Consider the following 16,118-nt stretch of genomic DNA (forward strand, 5'->3'; position numbering starts at 1 on the left):
GAGCGCAGCGAGCTCATCATCGGAAGGTGCGCATTGTGCGAAGCGCCTGCCGAGCGAAGCGAGGTGGGTGCATGAGCACGAGCAAGGCGCTGCTGGTCGCCGGGACGACCTCGGACGCGGGCAAGAGCGTGGTGACGGCCGGGATCTGCCGTTGGCTGGCCCGGCAGGGCGTGCGGGTCGCGCCGTTCAAGGCGCAGAACATGTCACTGAACTCCTTCGTCACCGCCGACGGCGCCGAGATCGGCCGTGCCCAGGCGATGCAGGCGCAGGCCGCCCGGGTGGAGCCGGAGGCGGCGATGAACCCGGTGCTGCTGAAGCCCGGCGCGGATGGCCGCAGCCAGGTGGTGCTGCTCGGCCGGCCGGTCGCCGAGGTGGGCGCGCTGGACTACCGCGAGCGCAAGCCCGTCCTGCTGGAGCGCGCCCTGGAGTGCCTGGCGGACCTGCGCCGGCGCTACGACGTGGTGGTGTGCGAGGGCGCCGGTTCGCCCGCCGAGATCAACCTGCGCGACCGGGACATCGCCAACATGGGCCTGGCCACGGCCGCCGCGCTGCCCGTGGTGGTGGTCGGGGACATCGACCGCGGCGGGGTCTTCGCGGCGATGTACGGGACGCTGGCGCTGCTGTCCGCGGAGGACCAGCGGCACGTGGCGGGCTGGTTCGTCAACAAGTTCCGCGGCGACGCCCGACTGCTGGCGCCCGGCCTGGAGATGCTGCACGAGCTGACCGGCCGTCCGGTGCTGGGCACGCTGCCGATGCTGCCGGGGCTGTGGCTGGACGCCGAGGACTCGCTGGACCTGTCCACGGTGGTGGACCGGGCGGACGGGCCCGGTCCGCTCGGGGCCGACGTGCTGCGGGTGGCCGTGGTGCGCTTCCCCCGGCTGTCCAACTTCACCGACGTGGACGCGCTGGCGCAGGAGCCGGGCGTGCTGGTGCGCTGGGCGACCCGGCCGGAGGAGCTGGCCGACGCCGACCTGGTGGTGCTGCCCGGCACCCGGGCCACCGTGGCGGACCTCGCCTGGCTGCGTGAACGCGGCCTGGAACCGGCGCTGAAGGCGCGGGCCGCGGCCGGGCTGCCGATCCTCGGGGTCTGCGGCGGCTACCAGATGCTGGCGCGCTCGATCGAGGACGAGGTGGAGTCCAGGGCGGGGCTCGTCGACGGGCTCGGGCTGCTGCCGACCGACGTCCGCTTCGGCGCCGAGAAGGTGCTGGCGCGCCCGGTCGGCGAGGCGTACGGGCAGCGGGTCGAGGGCTACGAGATCCACCACGGGATCGTGGCGGTCGAGGGCGGGGAGACGTTCCTGGACGGCTGCCGGGTCGGCTCGGTCTGGGGCACGACCTGGCACGGCGCACTGGAGAACGACGGCTTCCGCCGCGAACTCCTGCGCGAGGTAGCGGAGTTGGCCGGACGGGCGTTTGTGCCGGCGCCGGACACCTCCTTCGCCGCGGCGCGCGAGGCCCGGCTGGACCGGCTGGGCGACCTGATCGAGGAGCACGCGGACACCGACGCGCTGTGGAAGCTGATCGAGGGCGGGGTGCCGGCGGCCGGAACGCTGCCGTTCCTCCCGCCCGGGGCACCTGGGAGTGACGCATGAGTGACGTCCGCTATCCGTTCACCGCGATCGTCGGCATGGCCGACCTGCGACTCGGGCTGCTGCTGAACGCGGTCTCGCCCGCCGTGGGCGGCGTGCTGGTGCGCGGCGAGAAGGGCACCGCGAAGTCGACCATGGTGCGCGCGCTGGCCGGGCTGCTGCCCTCCATCGCCGCGGTGGACGGCTGCCGCTTCGCCTGCGACCCGGCCGCGCCGGACCCGCAGTGCCCGGACGGGCCGCACACCTCCTTCGGGAGTCACGAACGCCCCTCCCAGCTGGTCGAGTTGCCGGTAGGCGTGGCCGAGGACCGGATCGTCGGCTCGCTCGACCTGGAGCGCGCACTCGCCGAGGGCGTCAAGGCGTACGAGCCCGGGCTGCTGGCCAAGGCGCACCGCGGCGTGCTCTACATCGACGAGGTGAACCTGCTCCAGGACCACGTGGTGGACCTGCTGCTGGACGCCGCCGCGATGGGCCGCTCGTACGTCGAGCGCGAGGGCGTGTCGGTGCGGCACGCGGCGCGGTTCCTGCTGGTCGGCACGATGAACCCGGAGGAGGGCGAGCTGCGGCCGCAGCTGCTCGACCGCTTCGGCCTGACCGTCGAGATCGCCGCCACCCGGGACCCGGCCGAACGCGCCGAGGTGGTCCGGCGCCGGCTCGCGTACGACGCCGACCCGGCCGGCTTCGCGGCGCGGTTCGCGGCGCAGGAGCGGGAGCTCGCCGAACACATCACCGCCGCCCGCGAGTTGCTCCCCAAGGTCGAACTGACCGATGTGGCCCTCCGTCAGATCACTGCCGTGTGCGCCGCGTTCGAGGTGGACGGGCTGCGCGCGGACATCGTGATGGCCCGCACCGCGGTCGCGCTGGCCGCCTGGGCCGGGCGGGTGGAAGTGCTGGAGGAGGACGTCCGCAAGGCCGCCCAGCTGGCCCTGCCGCACCGGCGCCGACGCAACCCCTTCGACGCTCCGGGGCTGGACGAGGAGCAGTTGGACAGGACGCTGGAGGAGCACTCCCAGCCGGAGGACCCGGAGCCCGAGGGCGACGGGCCCGGTCCGGACGGGGACGGTGACGGCGGTGACGGCGGCCCCGACAGCGGCGGCGGTCCGGAGGGCGGCGGCCCCGACGGCGGCGGCGCCCCCGAGCCGTTCGACGGCGGCACCCCCGAGACGTCCGCCCCGGAGAGCGGCGCCGCCGACCCCGAGCTGCCCGCACAGCAGCCCGTACCCGCCCAACACCCATCCCCCGCACGGGAGTCGGCGCCGGTCGCGGCCGGGGACCCGTACCGGACCCGGTTGTTCACCGTGCAGGGCACCGGCCACGGCGCCCAGGGCCGGCGCTCCCCCGCCGAGACCACCGGCGGGCACACCATCCGGGCCCGTCGGCCGCAGGGCACCCTGAGCCGGCTGCACCTGACCGCGACCCTCCAGGCCGCCGCGCCGCACCAGGTGGCGCGCGGGCGGGCCGGCCGGGCGCTGGTGCTGCACAAGGACGACTTCCGCGAACAGGTCCGCCAGGGACGGGAGTCCAACCTCGTCCTGTTCGTGGTGGACGCCTCCGGCTCGATGGCCGCCCGGCAGCGGATGACCGCCGTCAAGGGCGCGGTGCTGTCGCTGCTGATGGACGCCTACCAGCGCCGGGACAAGATCGGCATGATCACCTTCCGGGGCGCGGACGCCGAGCTGGCACTGCCGCCCACCTCCTCGGTGGAGGTCGGCGCGGCCCGGCTGGAGTCGCTGCCCACCGGCGGGCGCACCCCGCTGGCCGCCGGCCTGCTGCGCGCCCACGAGGTACTGCGGGTGGAGCGGCTGCGCGACCCGAACCGGCGCCCGCTGCTGGTCGTCGTGACCGACGGCCGGGCCACCGGCGGGCGGGACGCGCTCGCCCGCTCGCAGCGCGCGGCCGCGCTGTTCGCCGCCCAGGGCACGGCGAGCGTGGTGCTGGACTGCGAGTCCGGACCGGTCCGCCTGGGCCTGGCCCGTACCCTGGCCGGACTGCTCGGCGGCAGCGCCGTCAGCCTGGACGAGCTGCGCGCGGAGGGCGTGGCCTCGCTCGTCCGCGAGAACCACGCGAACCGCACGAACCGTACGAACCGTGCGACCACCACTTCGATCGCTTCGCTGCGAAAGGTGGCCTGACCGACATGCCCAAGGGTGTCCCCGAGAGCGTTCCCGACGACGGCCTGACCACCCGCCAGCGCCGTACCCAGCCGATCACCGCCGTGCACACCGGCCCCGGGAAGGGCAAGTCCACGGCCGCCTTCGGCATGGCGCTGCGGGCCTGGAACCAGGGCTGGTCGGTCGGGGTCTTCCAGTTCGTGAAGTCCGCCAAGTGGAAGGTCGGCGAGGAGAACGCGCTGCGCGTGCTGGGCGCCTCCGGCGAGGGCGGCAGCGTCGACTGGCACAAGATGGGCTCCGGCTGGTCCTGGATCCAGCGCTCCGCCGAGCAGGAGATGACCAGCGAGGAGGCGGCCAAGGAGGGCTGGGAGCAGGTCAAGCGGGACCTCGCGGCCGAGACCTACCGCTTCTACGTGCTGGACGAGTTCACCTACCCGATGCACTGGGGGTGGATCGACCCGGAGGAGGTCGTCTCGGTGCTCAAGGACCGCCCGGGCAGCCAGCACGTCGTCATCACCGGCCGCTACGCGCCCGAGGCACTGACCGGATTCGCCGACCTGGTCACCGAGATGACCAAGGTCAAGCACCCCATGGACGCCGGCCGCAAGGGCCAGCGCGGCATCGAGTGGTGACCACTTGAGCACCGTCCCCCGCCTCGTCGTCGCCGCGCCCTCCTCCGGCGCCGGCAAGACCACCGTCGCCACCGGCCTGATCGCGGCGCTCGCCGCGCGCGGGCTGGCGGTGTCCCCGCACAAGGTCGGCCCGGACTACATCGACCCGGGCTACCACGCGCTCGCCGCCGGGCGCCCGGGCCGCAACCTGGACGCCTTCATGTGCGGGCCGGAGCGGATCGCCCGGCTGTTCCTGCACGGCGCCGCGGGGGCGGACGTCGCCGTGGTCGAGGGGGTCATGGGCCTGTTCGACGGGGCCTCCGGGCGTGGGGAGCTGGCCTCCACCGCGCACGTCGCCAAGCTGCTGCGGGCACCCGTGGTGCTGGTCGTGGACGGCTCCTCGCAGTCCCGCTCGGTGGCCGCGCTGGTGCACGGCTTCGCGTCCTGGGACCCGCAGGTGCGGCTGGCCGGGGTGATCCTCAACCGGGTCGCCTCCGACCGGCACGAGCAACTGCTGCGCGAGGCCCTGGAGGAGGGCTCCGGGGTGCCCGTGCTGGGCGCGCTGCGCCGCTCGGCGGCGGTGGCCACGCCGTCCCGCCACCTCGGGCTGATCCCGGCGGTGGAGCGCTCGGCGGAGGCGCTCAAGGCCGTCGCGGACATGGGCTCCCTCGTCGCTGCCTCGGTCGACCTGGACGCCGTACTGGAACTCGCCCGGACCGCACCGGAGTTGGCCGACGACCCGTGGGACCCGTCGGCGGAGGTCGCGCCGGTCGGCGGACGGCCGCGGATCGCGGTGGCGGGCGGCGCCGCGTTCTCCTTCTCGTACGCCGAGAACGCCGAACTGCTCGGCGCGGCGGGTGCGGAGGTCGTGCCCTTCGACCCGCTGCACGCCTCGGCACTGCCGGAGGGCACCGCCGGACTGGTCGTCGGCGGCGGCTTCCCGGAGCTGTACGTACGGGAGTTGAGCGGGAACGCCGCGCTGCGCTCGGCCATCTCCGCGTTCGCCGCCGCGGGCGGCCCGATCGCCGCCGAGTGCGCCGGACTGCTCTACCTGGGAGGGGAGTTGGACGGCCTGCCGATGTGCGGAGTGCTGGACACCACCGCCCGGATGACCGAACGGCTCACCCTCGGCTACCGGGAGGCCGTCGCCCTGCACGACTCCCCGCTCGGCCCGGCGGGCACCCGGGTGCGCGGGCACGAGTTCCACCGGACGGTCTGCGAACCGGGCGCGGGCGACCACCCCGCCTGGGGCTGGCGCCTGCCGACCGGGCCCCGCACGGAGGGCTTCGCGGGGGGCAACGTGCACGCCTCGTACCTGCACCTGCACTGGGCGGGGACGCCCGAGCTGGCCTCGTCGTTCGCGGCGGCCGCAGCGGCCTTCGATGCCGGGACGGGGCCGGGGACCCGCACGTAAGGTGGGCTCATGGATGTGATCGTCCTCAACGGCGGCTCCAGCTCCGGCAAGTCGAGCATCGCCCGGCGCCTCCAGGAGCTGCTGCCGGAGCCCTGGCTGCACCTCGGCGCGGACACCATGGTGAGCGCGCTGCCGCCGTGGCTGCTCGGCGGGGGCGAGGGCATCGGCGGCCTGGACGACGGCGACGGGACGGTGGCGGTCGGGCCGGTCTTCGCCCGGCTGGACGCCGCCTGGACACTCGGCGTGGCGGCGATGGCCCGGGCCGGGGCTCCCGTCGTGGTGGACGAGGTGTTCCTCGGCGGGGCCGCCTCGCAGCAGCGGTGGCGCGCGGCGCTGGAGGGCCTTGACGTGTTCTGGGTGGGGGTGCGCTGCGACCCGGCGGTGGCCGCCGCCCGGGAGGCGGCGCGCGGCGACCGGGTCGCCGGGATGGCCGCCGCGCAGGCCTCGTTGGTGCACGAGGGCGTCACGTACGACCTGGTCGTGGACACCTCGCGGGCCTCGGCGGACGAGTGCGCCGCGGCGATCCGCGCACGGGTCGCCGCGCCGCGTTGAGCCCCGCCCTCCCAGTGCCACCGGCTCTCGTGCCGGTACCGGTGCGCGGTGAACGGGGTCGTGGTGACCTCGTACGTCGACCGGCCGGTGGGCGCCGTGGCGGTGTCGCCGGAGGACGGGCAGTTCACCTCCGTCAGGCGCAGTGGGTCGGGGCGTCGATCACAGCGCGAGTGTCTGCCAGCCGCGGGTGATCTGGTCGTGGACGGCCGACGGGTCCGGCGGCGTCGGCTGGGCCGCCGCCAGCGCCGCCAGCAGGCCCGTACCGTCCGCCGGGCGCTGCTCGGGGTCGATGGCCAGGGCGCGGGTGACGACGGCGGCGAGCGCCGGGTCGAGGGCCCGGACCGCCTCCAGCGCCACCGGCTCGGGCCCGGTCTCGACGATCCGGCGGATCACCGCGCCCGTGTTGGTCGCCGCGAACGGGCTGGCGCCGTGCGCCGCGCACACCACGCAGCAGGCCCAGGCCCACACGTCGGCCGCCGGGCCGACCCGCTCCTCACCGAACTGCTCCGGCGCCATGTAGGTCAGGGTGCCCGGGCCGCCGCCGGTGGCGGTCAGCCGGGTGCCGTCCACGATCGCCGCGATGCCGAAGTCCAGCAGGCGCGGGCCGGCCGTGGTCAGCATGATGTTGGCGGGCTTGAGGTCCCGGTGGACCAGCCCCAGCCGGTGCACGCCGGACAGCGCCACGGCCAGCGCCAGCGCGAGGGCGCGCAGCGCCTCGGCGGAACGGATCGGCCCCTGCTCGCGCAGGTGGGCGTCCAGCGGGCGGCCGTCCAGCAACTCCATGGCCAGGTACGGGCGTCCGGAGTCCACGCCGGTGTCGAGTACCCGGGCGGTGTAGGCGCCGGGGACCATGGCGAGCACCTCGGACTCCCGCTGGAAGCGGCGCAACAGGTCGGCGTCGTTCAGGAGCTCGATGTTGATGGTCTTCAGCGCGACCTGGGTGGCGGAGCCCTGGCGCCGGGCGAGGTAGACCGTGCCCATGCCGCCGGAGCCGATCCGGCCGAGGAGTTGGTAGCCGCCGATCGTGCGGGGCTCGTGGGCGCTGAGGGGGCTGCCGAGGGGCGGGCTCGACGGCACGGGCGGGGCGGTCGGGGGCTGCGGGGCGGGCGGGGTGAACTGCGTGGGGACATAAGGGGATTGCGGGGTGTGCGGGGTCTGCGGCCAATGCGGTGGCGCGGTGGGGCCGTACGGGTTCAGCGGCGCCTGGGCGGCTCGGGCGGCGTCGGCCGCCGGGGTGGCCGCCCCCTCCGTGCCGACCGGCCTGGGACGGCGACTCACCAGCAGGGCGGTCGCCTGGAAGACCAGGGCGGAGAAGAGCAGGCCGACCGGCAGCAGGAACACGCCGATCACCGCGCGGAGCAGCACCTGTCCGATCAGCCGCGCCCGGGTCGAACCCGACGACCAGGCCTCCCGGGGCAGGCCCTTGGTCAGCAGCTTGCGCTGGGTCAGGTACCAGAGCAGCAGCCACAGCAGCAGGAACCCGATGAAGAGGGCGACGTACCAGGTCCGCGCCACGCCCGGGGAGATGCGCCATTCGTGGGCGAGGTACACGGCGTTGTCGAGGTCGAACGGCCGCTCCAGCAGGAAGTAGCTGTGGAGGTCCTCGAGGTACACGGCGAAGTAGGCCCCGACGGCGGCGACCAGTGCGATCGCCAGCTCGCCGAAGGTCGCCCCGAGGCCGCCCGGCGCTCCCCCGGTCGCATCGGCGCCGGTGGCCGCCAACGCCCGCCGGCGGGTGGCGGTCTGGGCGCGCACCAGTACCGGAAGTGTCGCCAGCCGTACCAGCAGCGCCAGTCCGACCGTGATCAGTAGCGCCATGTCGAGCAAGTCCAGCATGTCCCCCCTGCCTGATCGGGCACACGGAGTATAGGGGGACGCCCGGGGCGGTCGTCCTCCCGTGCCGGCCCCCTGCCGGCCCCTCCGCTACGCCGTCCCTCCGCCCTCCCCCTCTCAGCGCTCCTCTTCCAGCAGCGCGGCGAGGTAGCGGTCGAGGTCGACGCGCAGTTCCTCCGGCATCGGCACCTGCCAGTGCCCGCTACCGGCCGTCGCGTTGAACAGCACCCCGTCGCACCAGCGGATCAGCCGACGGGCGTCCACCTCCGGGTCGGTGGAGCCGGAGGCGGCGAGCAGGTCGGCGGCGAACCGGGTGAAGCGGGCGCCCAGGCGGTCGTAGACGGAGCGCAGTTCGGGCCTGCGGGTGGCCTCCAGGGCGAGTTCCAGGCGGGCCAGGGTGAGCCTGCGGCCGCTGGTGAGCGCCTGGAAGAGCGCCTCGGCGCCGACCTCGACGAGCAGGTCGCGCGGCGGAAGGGTGGTCGCCGACAATCCGCCGCCCTCGGCGAAGGCCGGGTAGTCGGCGGTCTCCCGCTCAAGGATCCGGACGAGCACGAGTTCCAGCAAAGCGGCCCTGGTCCGGGCCAGGTTGGAGGTCGACCCGGCGGGCAGGCCGGACGCGTCGTCCACGGCGCGGTGGGTGAGCCCGCGCAGGCCGGCATCGGCGATCAGGTCGATGGCGGCGTCGGCGATCAAGGTCGGTCGCGGGGGCGTCAGCGGGGCTGTCATGGGTCCGATCATGGCCTTTCCGGCCAGGCTCCCCCAACTCACTACAGCCGTAGTTTACGGCTCACTACATGTGTAGTAGCGTGCCGACGCAGTGGCCACTACACCTGTAGTGCCTCGGATCGTGCGAGAAGAGGAGCCCCTCATGCCTCCCATCGGCCTGCACCAGGCGATCGTCATCGGCGGCGGCATCGGCGGCCTCACCGCCGCGCTCGCCCTCCACCGGCAGGGCATCCCCGTCACTGTGCACGAACGCGCCGCCTCACTGGAACCGGTCGGCGCCGGGCTCGCCCTGGCCCCCAACGCGCTGCGCGCCCTCGACCGGCTCGGCGTCGGCCCCCGGCTGCGCGCCCTGGCCGCCCCGCACCCCGCCATCGGTGTGCGCCACCCTTCCGGTCGGTGGCTCGCCCGCACCAGCACCGCGGCCCTCGAGGCGTACTTCGGCGACCCGGTAGCCGCCGTCGCCCGCGCCGAGGTCATCGCCGCCTTGGTCGACGCCCTCCCGGAGGGCACCGTCCGCACCGGCTCCCCCGCCACCGTCGTCGATCCCGGCGACGACCGGCAGCCCGCCGTCGTCCGCACCACCGACGGGGACCGGCCCGCCGCACTGGTCGTCGCCGCCGACGGCATCCGCTCCGCCACCCGCGGCCTGCTCTTCCCCGAACACCCCGGCCCCCGCTACAGCGGCTTCACCACCTGGCGCGTCATCGTCACCCCGGACCGCCGGCCCGCCACCGCCGGCGAGATCTGGGGCCCCGGCCGGCTCGTCGGAATCGTCCCGCTCGCCGACGGCCGGGTGTACCTCTACGCCGCGACACTCGCCCCGGCCGGCGCCCGGGCGGCCAGCGAACACGCCGAACTCCAGCGCCTCTTCGGCGACTGGTGCTCGCCCGTCCCCCAGCTGTTCGCTCTCGCCGACCCCGACCGGATGCTCCGCAACGACATCTGGGACCTCTCCGACCCCCTGCCCGCCCACCACCACGGCCGCGTCGCCCTGCTCGGCGACGCCGCCCACGCCATGAGCCCCTTCCTCGGCCAGGGCGCCTGCCAGGCCATCGAGGACGCCGTCGTCCTCGCCTCCCTCCTCACCCCCACGGCCGACCCGGTCGCCGCCCTCCCCGCCTACACCGCCGCCCGTCTCCCCCGCACCACCGCCGTCGTCACCGCCTCCCGCCGCACCGGCGCCCTCATCGCCCTCCACACCCCCGCCGCCACCCTCCTGCGCACCACCGCCCTCACCCTCGCCGGCCTCCTCCCCACCCGCACCCTCCTCCGCCGCTCCGCCCCGATCTACGACTGGCAGCCGCCTGCGCCGGCCGGCCAGGGGTGAAGGAGTCGCCCCCCCGCAGGACGAACCGTGCCCGGGACGAGCACCCTTGCCCCGGCGCCGTGGCCTCACACGGCGATCGGAAAGGCCTTCGCCCCAACTACGCGGCCGGACCGGCAAGGTGACTCGGGTGTCGGTGGGGGTTGGGAGGATGGGCGGCATGGGTGATCCGAGTCGGGCCATTGCTGATTACTGGGACGCTGCCGCGCCGGGGTTCGATGACGAGCCCGATCACGGGCTGCGGGCGGCCGGGACGCGGGAGGCGTGGGGGCGGCGGGTGCGGGGGTGGCTGCCGGCCGGGGCGGTGGACGTGCTCGATGCCGGGTGCGGGACGGGCTCTTTGGCGGAGCTGGTCGCGGCGGACGGACACCGGGTGACCGGGGTGGATCTGGCGCCGCGGATGGTGGCGCGGGCAAGGGCGAAGCTGGCGGCGGCCGGTGCGGCGGGGCGCTTCGTGGTGGGGGACGCGGGCGCGCCCCCGGTGCGGGACGGCAGCTTCGACGTGCTGCTCTGCCGGCATGTGATCTGGACGCTGCCCGCCCCGGAGCGGGCCCTGCGCGCCTGGGTGCGGCTGCTGCGCCCGGGCGGGCGGCTGGTGCTGGTCGAGGGGCGCTGGCGCGAGGCGGGTGCGGGGGCGCAACCGTACGTCGCCGGGGCGGAGCGGCTGCCGTGGAACGGTGGCGTCGGGGCGGAGGAACTCGCCGCGGCGGTAAGGCCGTTGGTCGCGGAACTGCGGATCGAGCCGCTCAGCGGGGACGCCGCCCTGTGGGGCGGTCCGGTGGACGACGAGCGCTACGCGGTGGTCGCGGACCTGTAGCGGACGCGGCCGGGCCGGCCGTCGGCCGCGCGACCACCGCACTGTTGCGGCGGTTCAGTCGAAGAGGGACTCGGTGTCGCCGTGGGCGATGAGGAGTTTGCGCAGCAGGGCGTCGAGCTGGGCTCGTTCGTCGGCGTCGAGGGCGGTGAGGATGCGCTCCTCGTTGCGGAGGTGGCCGGGCAGGGTGGCGTCGATGAGCGCCTTGCCGGCCGGGGTGAGGCGGACCAGGACGGCGCGGCGGTCGGTGGGGCAGGGATTGCGTTCGACCAGGCCCTTGGCGCAGAGCTTGTCCACGCGGTTGGTGATGGCGCCGGAGGTGACCATGGCGGACTTGAGCAGTGCGCGGGCGTTGAGTTCGTAGGGCTCGCCGGAGCGGCGCAGGGTGGCGAGGACGTCGAACTCGGAGGAGTCCAGGCCGCAGGCGAGGAAGTACTCGCGGAGGGCGCTGTCGACCCGCACGTTGAGCCGCCGGAGGCGGCCGATCAGAGCCATGGCCTCCAGGTCGAGGCCGGGGTCGACCCTCCGCCACTGCTCGGCGATGTCGTCGACGGTGTCGCGCTGCTGCATGACCGTGTCATCTCCCTCTCGTCGCGGCCGGTGCAGATATCTTAACATTCACATACTTGACGTTCACTGACCTCGGGCGTAGAAATATCTCAACGTTCAGATAATCAACGTTGAGGGGATCGGGATCATCATGGACCGCAAGCGCGCAGGGATCGCCGCCACCGCCGCACTGGCCCCGGCCGCCTGGGGCACCACCTACCTGGTCACCACCCAGCTGCTGCCCGAGGGCCGTCCGCTGCTGCTCGCCGCCCTGCGGGCGCTGCCGGCCGGGCTGCTCCTGCTGATGATCGGCCGCAAACTGCCCAGGGGGCGCTGGTGGGGGCGGGCGGCAGTGCTCGGGATGCTGAACATCGGGCTGTTCTTCCCGCTCACCTTCGTCGGCGCCTACCGCCTTCCCGGCGGTGTCGCGGCCACCATCGGGGCGATCCAGCCGCTGCTGGTCGCCGGGCTCTCGATCGGGGTGCTCCGCGTTCGGCCCGGACGCCGGGCACTGCTCGCCGGGCTGGTCGGGGTCGGCGGGGTGGCACTGCTGGTGCTCAAGAGCGGGGCTGAGCTGGACGGCCTCGGGATCGCGGCGATGGTCACCGCGATCGGCCTGATGGCCATGGGCACCGTCCTCACCCGGCGCTGGGGCCGCCCGGAGGGTGCCACCATGGTCGACCTCACCGCGTGGCAGCTGCTCGCCGGCTCGGTCTTCCTGGTCCCGCTCGCGGCGCTGGTCGAGGGCGCGCCGCCGGCGCTGAGCGCCTCCAACCTGGCGGGCTTCGCCTACCTCGGCCTGTTCAGCACCGCTGTCGGGTACGTCCTGTGGTTCCGCGGCATCGACCGCCTCGGCGCCGGGCCCGCGTCCTTCCTGGGACTGATCAACCCGGTGGTGGCCACCGTCGGCGGCCTGGTCGTGCTCGGCCAGACCCTGACTCCGTGGCAGGTGCTGGGCCTGGTGCTGGCGCTGGGCGCCATGCTCATCGGCCAGGCCCCGGCCCGCCGGGGTGCGGCGGCAAACCCGGCGCCCGCGACTCCGGCACCCGTCGCCCGGACCGAGGCGCTCCGGACGGCGGCCGCCCGCTGACGCTCCCCACCCCTTCTCAGCCCCGCCGGCCACCGCCGGCGGGGCTGAGGCGTCGTAGCGGAGGGCGTGGCGGTGGCGTGGGGGCCGGGACAGGCGACGCGGGGGTGGGGCGGTGGCGTGGGGGCGGCACGCAGGTGTCCTCCGGCGCCGCCTCAGCCCGTGGCGCGGATGTAGATGTCGGCGGCCCCCGGCAGGCCGCCCGGGATGGCGGCGACGTAGATCCGGCGGGCCGTCGGGGCGTGGGTGGGGACGGCGGACGGGGTCGCGGTGGGCGTCCAGGTCGGGGTGGGGCCCGGGGTGGGCGTCCGGGTCGGGGTGGCGCTGGGACTGGGCGCGCCGTCCCCGGGGGCGTCCTCCTCGGGCTCACCGTCCGCAGCCACGCCTCCCGCACCTCCCGCGCCTCCCATGCCTCCCGCGCCGTCCGGGTCGTCCTCGGTCGGCGTGGGTGTGGGCGTGGGTGTGGGTGTTGGCGTCGGCTCCGCCGCGATCGCCAGGGGCACGGCGGACGCCTGCGGGGAGCCCGGGGCCGCCGAGACCGCAGGCCCGCTCGGCCCCGAGGGGGCCGGGGCCGGCTCCTCCGGCAGCTCCGGGGCCTGCGCCGGCTCGTCGCCCCCGAGCGCGGCGGCGAGGTCCGGCGGCAGCGGCGCGGCGGGGCCGGGCTCGGGGAGGTCGTAGGTGCGCAGGAAGTCGTCGAGGCCCGGTTCCTTGCCGCCGCCGAGCCGGTAGTGCAGGTAGGCGATGGGCGCGCCGTCCGAGGTGCGGGTGTAGACGGCGCCGACCGGAACGTAGTAGCGGCCCGCGCCGGGGTGTTGGGAGGGGTGGAGGCCGGCCAGCCGCTCGGCGCGGTCGCGGTCGGTCTCCCGGCCGCCGACCCCGCCGACGGTGAGTGCGTTGACGCCGCGCACCACCAGGGCGGCGGCGACGGAGATGGACAGCACCAGGCTGACGGCGACGGTGCGCCGCAGGACCGGGCGGCCGTGCAGGGCCGGCCAGGAGTCGGTGACCATGCGCTCGGGTGGGATGCCGTCCACGGTGTCTCGCTCCCCGTTTCGATCAGGACGCCCGACCGGACCCTTCGGCCGGGGCGTCACACTCTGCTCGACGTGGGACGGTAGCGGAGAGTTCCTCAGCCCAGGTAGGCGGGGGCGACGGCAGCCTTGGTGACCAGCCGCGCGGCGCCGGAGCCGTCCGCCGGGACGGTCCACAGGTCGGCGCCGTAGTCCCCTGGCAGGGCGTAGAGCAGGGTGCCGTCGTCGGACCAGAGCGCCTGGTCGTCGATGTTGCGCTGCTCGGCGGTGGCGGTCTCCGCCCCGGTCGCGAGGTCGAGCACGTACAGCCGCCAGGGGGCGTCGGGGGACAGGCCGGGGACGCGCTTCTTGTAGGCGATGCGGGTGCCGTCCGGGGAGAGGGAGGGGCATTCGACGTTGTCGTGCAGGGTGGTGAGGGTGCGGGCGGCGAGGTCGCCGCGGACGAGGTGGGTCTGCCCCGAGGTCGCGAGGGTGGCGTAGAAGGTGTTGTCGTCGGCGAAGGTGACGCCCCAGATGTTGACGTCGTGCGCCTGGTACGGGCGACCGTCCTTGATGACGGCGAAGTCCTCCAGGTTCTCCCGCAGGTTCCAGTCGCGCACGTCCACGATCGAGGTGCGGGTGGAGAAGTTGGTGCCCGCGTAGGAGTCGCCGCTGACGAAGACCGTCCAGGCCGCGAGGTGCCCGGACGGGGAGACCCGGGCGCGGGTGGGGATGCCGGCGGCGGGGAAGGAGCGCCGTTGGTGCAGGTGGTCGTCGAGGACGACGGCGCGGTAGGTGTCCTCCAGCGCTCCGTGCTCCGCCTGGAGGCAGATGCCGGTGCCGGCGGCGGCGTGGAAGCGCAGGCACTGGGTGCCGGAGGCGGTGCGCGGGCCGTCGGGGTGGTCGGCGGGGACGGTGGTGATCTCGTCCCGGTGCGGGCCCCAGGCCATGTTGCGGAAGAGCAACTGGCGGCCGGCGGAGGGGGCTTGGAGGGAGACGTTCCCGGGCGTGACGGCCGGACCACCGGACTGGGGCTGGTCCCGGCGGGCGGTGCGGTCGGCCGCGTAGAGGACGGCTCCGGTGCCGACCGCGCCGAGCACCAGAACGGCGACCAGCAGCACGATCACCCTGGTGCGGTTGTTCTGCGGGTTCACGCACGCTCCTCGGCAGCATCGGCGGCAACGGTCGAGTCGGCGGCGACGGTCCCGGGCGAGCGCAGCACCACCGCCGCGCCGGCCACGCACAGCGCCAGCGCCCCCGCCGACCAGGCGAGCGCGGTCGGGCCGCCCAGGGCGCTCCACAGCGCGCCGAACAGCAGCGAGCAGGCGAACCGGGCCAGCGCCTGCCCGGTGCCGACCAGGGCGAGCCCGGCGCCGCGCTGCTCGGCGGGTACGGCGTCGGCCGCGGCGGCGGCGAGCACGCCGTCGGTGGCGGCGTAGAACGAGCCGTGCAGCACCAGCACGCAGAGCACGGCGGGCAGTCCGCGCAGCGGCGAGAGCAGCAGCCCGTACGCGAGCAGCAGGACCCCGTGCCCGAGCAGGAAGAGCCGGCGGCGCCCGACCCGGTCGGCGAGCGAACCGAGCGGGACGGCGAGCAGCAGGAAGGCGGCCGCGGTGCCGAGCGGCAGCAACGGGAACAGGTTGACGGACAGGCCGAGCCGGCGCTGGACCAGCAGGTAGAGGAAGGAGTCGCTGACGGTGGTGAGCCCGAGCAGCACGGCGCACCCGGTGAGCCGGCGCAGTCCGGGCAGGCGCAGCAGGGTGAGGCTGCCGCGCAGGGACGGAGCCGTATTCGACGGGTCGTCGCCTTCCTGCCGGGTGGGCACGAACAGCAGCAGGATCAGCACGCCCAGTGCGGCGACGCAGGCGCTGACCGTGAACACCGCGTCGTAGCCGTGCCGTTCGCCGCCGTCGGCGAGCATCGGCCCGCCGGCCAGGCGCAGCACCAGGAAGGCGGTGAGCGGGCCGAGCAGGGCGCCGGCCGTGTCCATCGCCCGGTGCACGCCGAACGCCCGTCCGCGGTGGGCGGGTTCGGTGGCCAGCGAGATCATCGCGTCCCGGGGCGCGGTGCGCAGGCCCTTGCCGGTGCGGTCGACGGCGATGACGGCACCGATCAGCGGCACGGTGTGGACGAACAGCAGCAGCGGCCGGCACAGCGCGGACAGTCCGTAGCCGACGGCCGCGACGGCCTTGTGGCGGGCGGCCCCGTCGCGGCCGCGGCGGTCGGCGAGGTGGCCGCCGACGAGCCGGACCAGGGCGCTGAAGCCGTTCTGGATGCCGTCGAGCAGGCCGAAGCCGAGCGGGGAGAGGCCGAGTCCGGTGAGCAGGTACAGCGGGAGCACGGCGTTGACCATCTCGGAGGAGACGTCGGTGACCATGCTGACGGTGCCGAGGGCGAGGACCGTCCCCGGCACGGCGCGCAGGGCGGCGCCCCGCCGCACCTGGCCGGCGGCCGGTGCGACGGGGGCCTTGGAGCTGCGGGAGTCCGCGACGTACACG

The 16,118-nt window shown here is 75.1% G+C and carries 14 protein-coding genes; 8 read left to right on the plus strand and 6 right to left on the minus strand.

What is annotated here, in order from left to right:
- Window positions 1-71 precede the first annotated feature (71 nt).
- From BOQ63_RS15920 to cpt, 5 genes are read left to right on the plus strand one after another with little or no spacing between them, the layout of a single operon-like run.
- Window positions 72-1,592: a cobyric acid synthase gene (locus BOQ63_RS15920; protein ID WP_030285586.1), complete on the plus strand. Its 1,521-nt coding sequence runs from the start codon at window positions 72-74 to the stop codon at window positions 1,590-1,592.
- Window positions 1,589-3,721: a putative cobaltochelatase gene (locus tag BOQ63_RS15925; RefSeq protein WP_150475931.1), complete on the plus strand. Its 2,133-nt coding sequence runs from the start codon at window positions 1,589-1,591 to the stop codon at window positions 3,719-3,721. Before BOQ63_RS15920 ends, BOQ63_RS15925 begins: the two co-directional genes overlap by 4 nt.
- Window positions 3,722-3,726: 5 nt before the next feature.
- Complete coding sequence (cobO, locus tag BOQ63_RS15930; protein ID WP_030285582.1) at window positions 3,727-4,332, plus strand: cob(I)yrinic acid a,c-diamide adenosyltransferase; 606 nt, start codon at window positions 3,727-3,729, stop codon at window positions 4,330-4,332.
- Between the two features lie 4 nt (window positions 4,333-4,336).
- Entirely contained in the window at window positions 4,337-5,725 is a 1,389-nt protein-coding gene (locus BOQ63_RS15935; RefSeq protein ID WP_072654505.1) for a cobyrinic acid a,c-diamide synthase CobB, read from the plus strand.
- 9 nt (window positions 5,726-5,734) lie between these two features.
- Window positions 5,735-6,277 carry a chloramphenicol phosphotransferase CPT gene (gene cpt / locus BOQ63_RS15940; RefSeq protein ID WP_030285578.1) on the plus strand — a complete coding sequence of 181 codons (543 nt, stop codon included), beginning with the start codon at window positions 5,735-5,737 and terminating at the stop codon, window positions 6,275-6,277.
- 159 nt (window positions 6,278-6,436) lie between these two features.
- On the opposite strand, the gene BOQ63_RS15945 is transcribed toward cpt, so the two are convergent.
- A complete protein-coding gene (locus tag BOQ63_RS15945; RefSeq protein WP_150475933.1) occupies window positions 6,437-8,113 on the minus strand; it encodes a serine/threonine-protein kinase in 1,677 nt (558 codons plus the stop codon).
- Between the two features lie 114 nt (window positions 8,114-8,227).
- Window positions 8,228-8,836, minus strand: coding sequence for a TetR/AcrR family transcriptional regulator (locus tag BOQ63_RS15950; RefSeq protein ID WP_107488644.1), 609 nt, complete (start codon window positions 8,834-8,836; stop codon window positions 8,228-8,230).
- Between the two features lie 142 nt (window positions 8,837-8,978).
- Between BOQ63_RS15950 and BOQ63_RS15955 the strand changes: the two genes are divergently transcribed.
- Both BOQ63_RS15955 and BOQ63_RS15960 read left to right on the plus strand, forming a co-directional pair.
- Window positions 8,979-10,163, plus strand: a complete 1,185-nt coding sequence (locus BOQ63_RS15955; RefSeq protein WP_072654507.1) for an FAD-dependent monooxygenase — start codon at window positions 8,979-8,981, stop codon at window positions 10,161-10,163.
- A gap of 157 nt (window positions 10,164-10,320) precedes the next feature.
- The gene (locus tag BOQ63_RS15960) at window positions 10,321-10,977 is read left to right on the plus strand and encodes a class I SAM-dependent methyltransferase (protein ID WP_030285571.1); all 657 of its coding nucleotides are present in this window, start codon (window positions 10,321-10,323) and stop codon (window positions 10,975-10,977) included.
- Window positions 10,978-11,031: 54 nt separating this feature from the next.
- Here the strand turns inward: BOQ63_RS15960 and BOQ63_RS15965 are convergent, their stop codons facing one another.
- The gene (locus BOQ63_RS15965; protein ID WP_030285569.1) at window positions 11,032-11,544 is read right to left on the minus strand and encodes a MarR family winged helix-turn-helix transcriptional regulator; all 513 of its coding nucleotides are present in this window, start codon (window positions 11,542-11,544) and stop codon (window positions 11,032-11,034) included.
- A gap of 130 nt (window positions 11,545-11,674) precedes the next feature.
- Between BOQ63_RS15965 and BOQ63_RS15970 the strand changes: the two genes are divergently transcribed.
- The gene (locus BOQ63_RS15970) at window positions 11,675-12,613 is read left to right on the plus strand and encodes an EamA family transporter (protein ID WP_046387482.1); all 939 of its coding nucleotides are present in this window, start codon (window positions 11,675-11,677) and stop codon (window positions 12,611-12,613) included.
- Between the two features lie 152 nt (window positions 12,614-12,765).
- Here the strand turns inward: BOQ63_RS15970 and BOQ63_RS15975 are convergent, their stop codons facing one another.
- The 3 genes from BOQ63_RS15975 to BOQ63_RS15985 all read right to left on the minus strand — a co-directional run bounded on the left by BOQ63_RS15975 (window position 12,766) and on the right by BOQ63_RS15985 (window position 16,117).
- On the minus strand, window positions 12,766-13,644 hold the full coding sequence (locus tag BOQ63_RS15975; protein WP_030285565.1) for a hypothetical protein: 879 nt from the start codon (window positions 13,642-13,644) through the stop codon (window positions 12,766-12,768).
- Between the two features lie 95 nt (window positions 13,645-13,739).
- Window positions 13,740-14,774 (minus strand): PD40 domain-containing protein, encoded by a 1,035-nt coding sequence (locus BOQ63_RS15980; RefSeq protein ID WP_030557628.1) that lies wholly within the window; start codon window positions 14,772-14,774, stop codon window positions 13,740-13,742.
- Window positions 14,771-16,117 carry an MFS transporter gene (locus BOQ63_RS15985; RefSeq protein WP_046385426.1) on the minus strand — a complete coding sequence of 449 codons (1,347 nt, stop codon included), beginning with the start codon at window positions 16,115-16,117 and terminating at the stop codon, window positions 14,771-14,773. The genes BOQ63_RS15980 and BOQ63_RS15985 overlap by 4 nt, the downstream gene beginning before the upstream one ends.
- Window position 16,118: the final 1 nt, after the last annotated feature.

The organism is Streptomyces viridifaciens (assembly GCF_001888885.2).
Classification (GTDB): domain Bacteria; phylum Actinomycetota; class Actinomycetes; order Streptomycetales; family Streptomycetaceae; genus Kitasatospora; species Kitasatospora aureofaciens.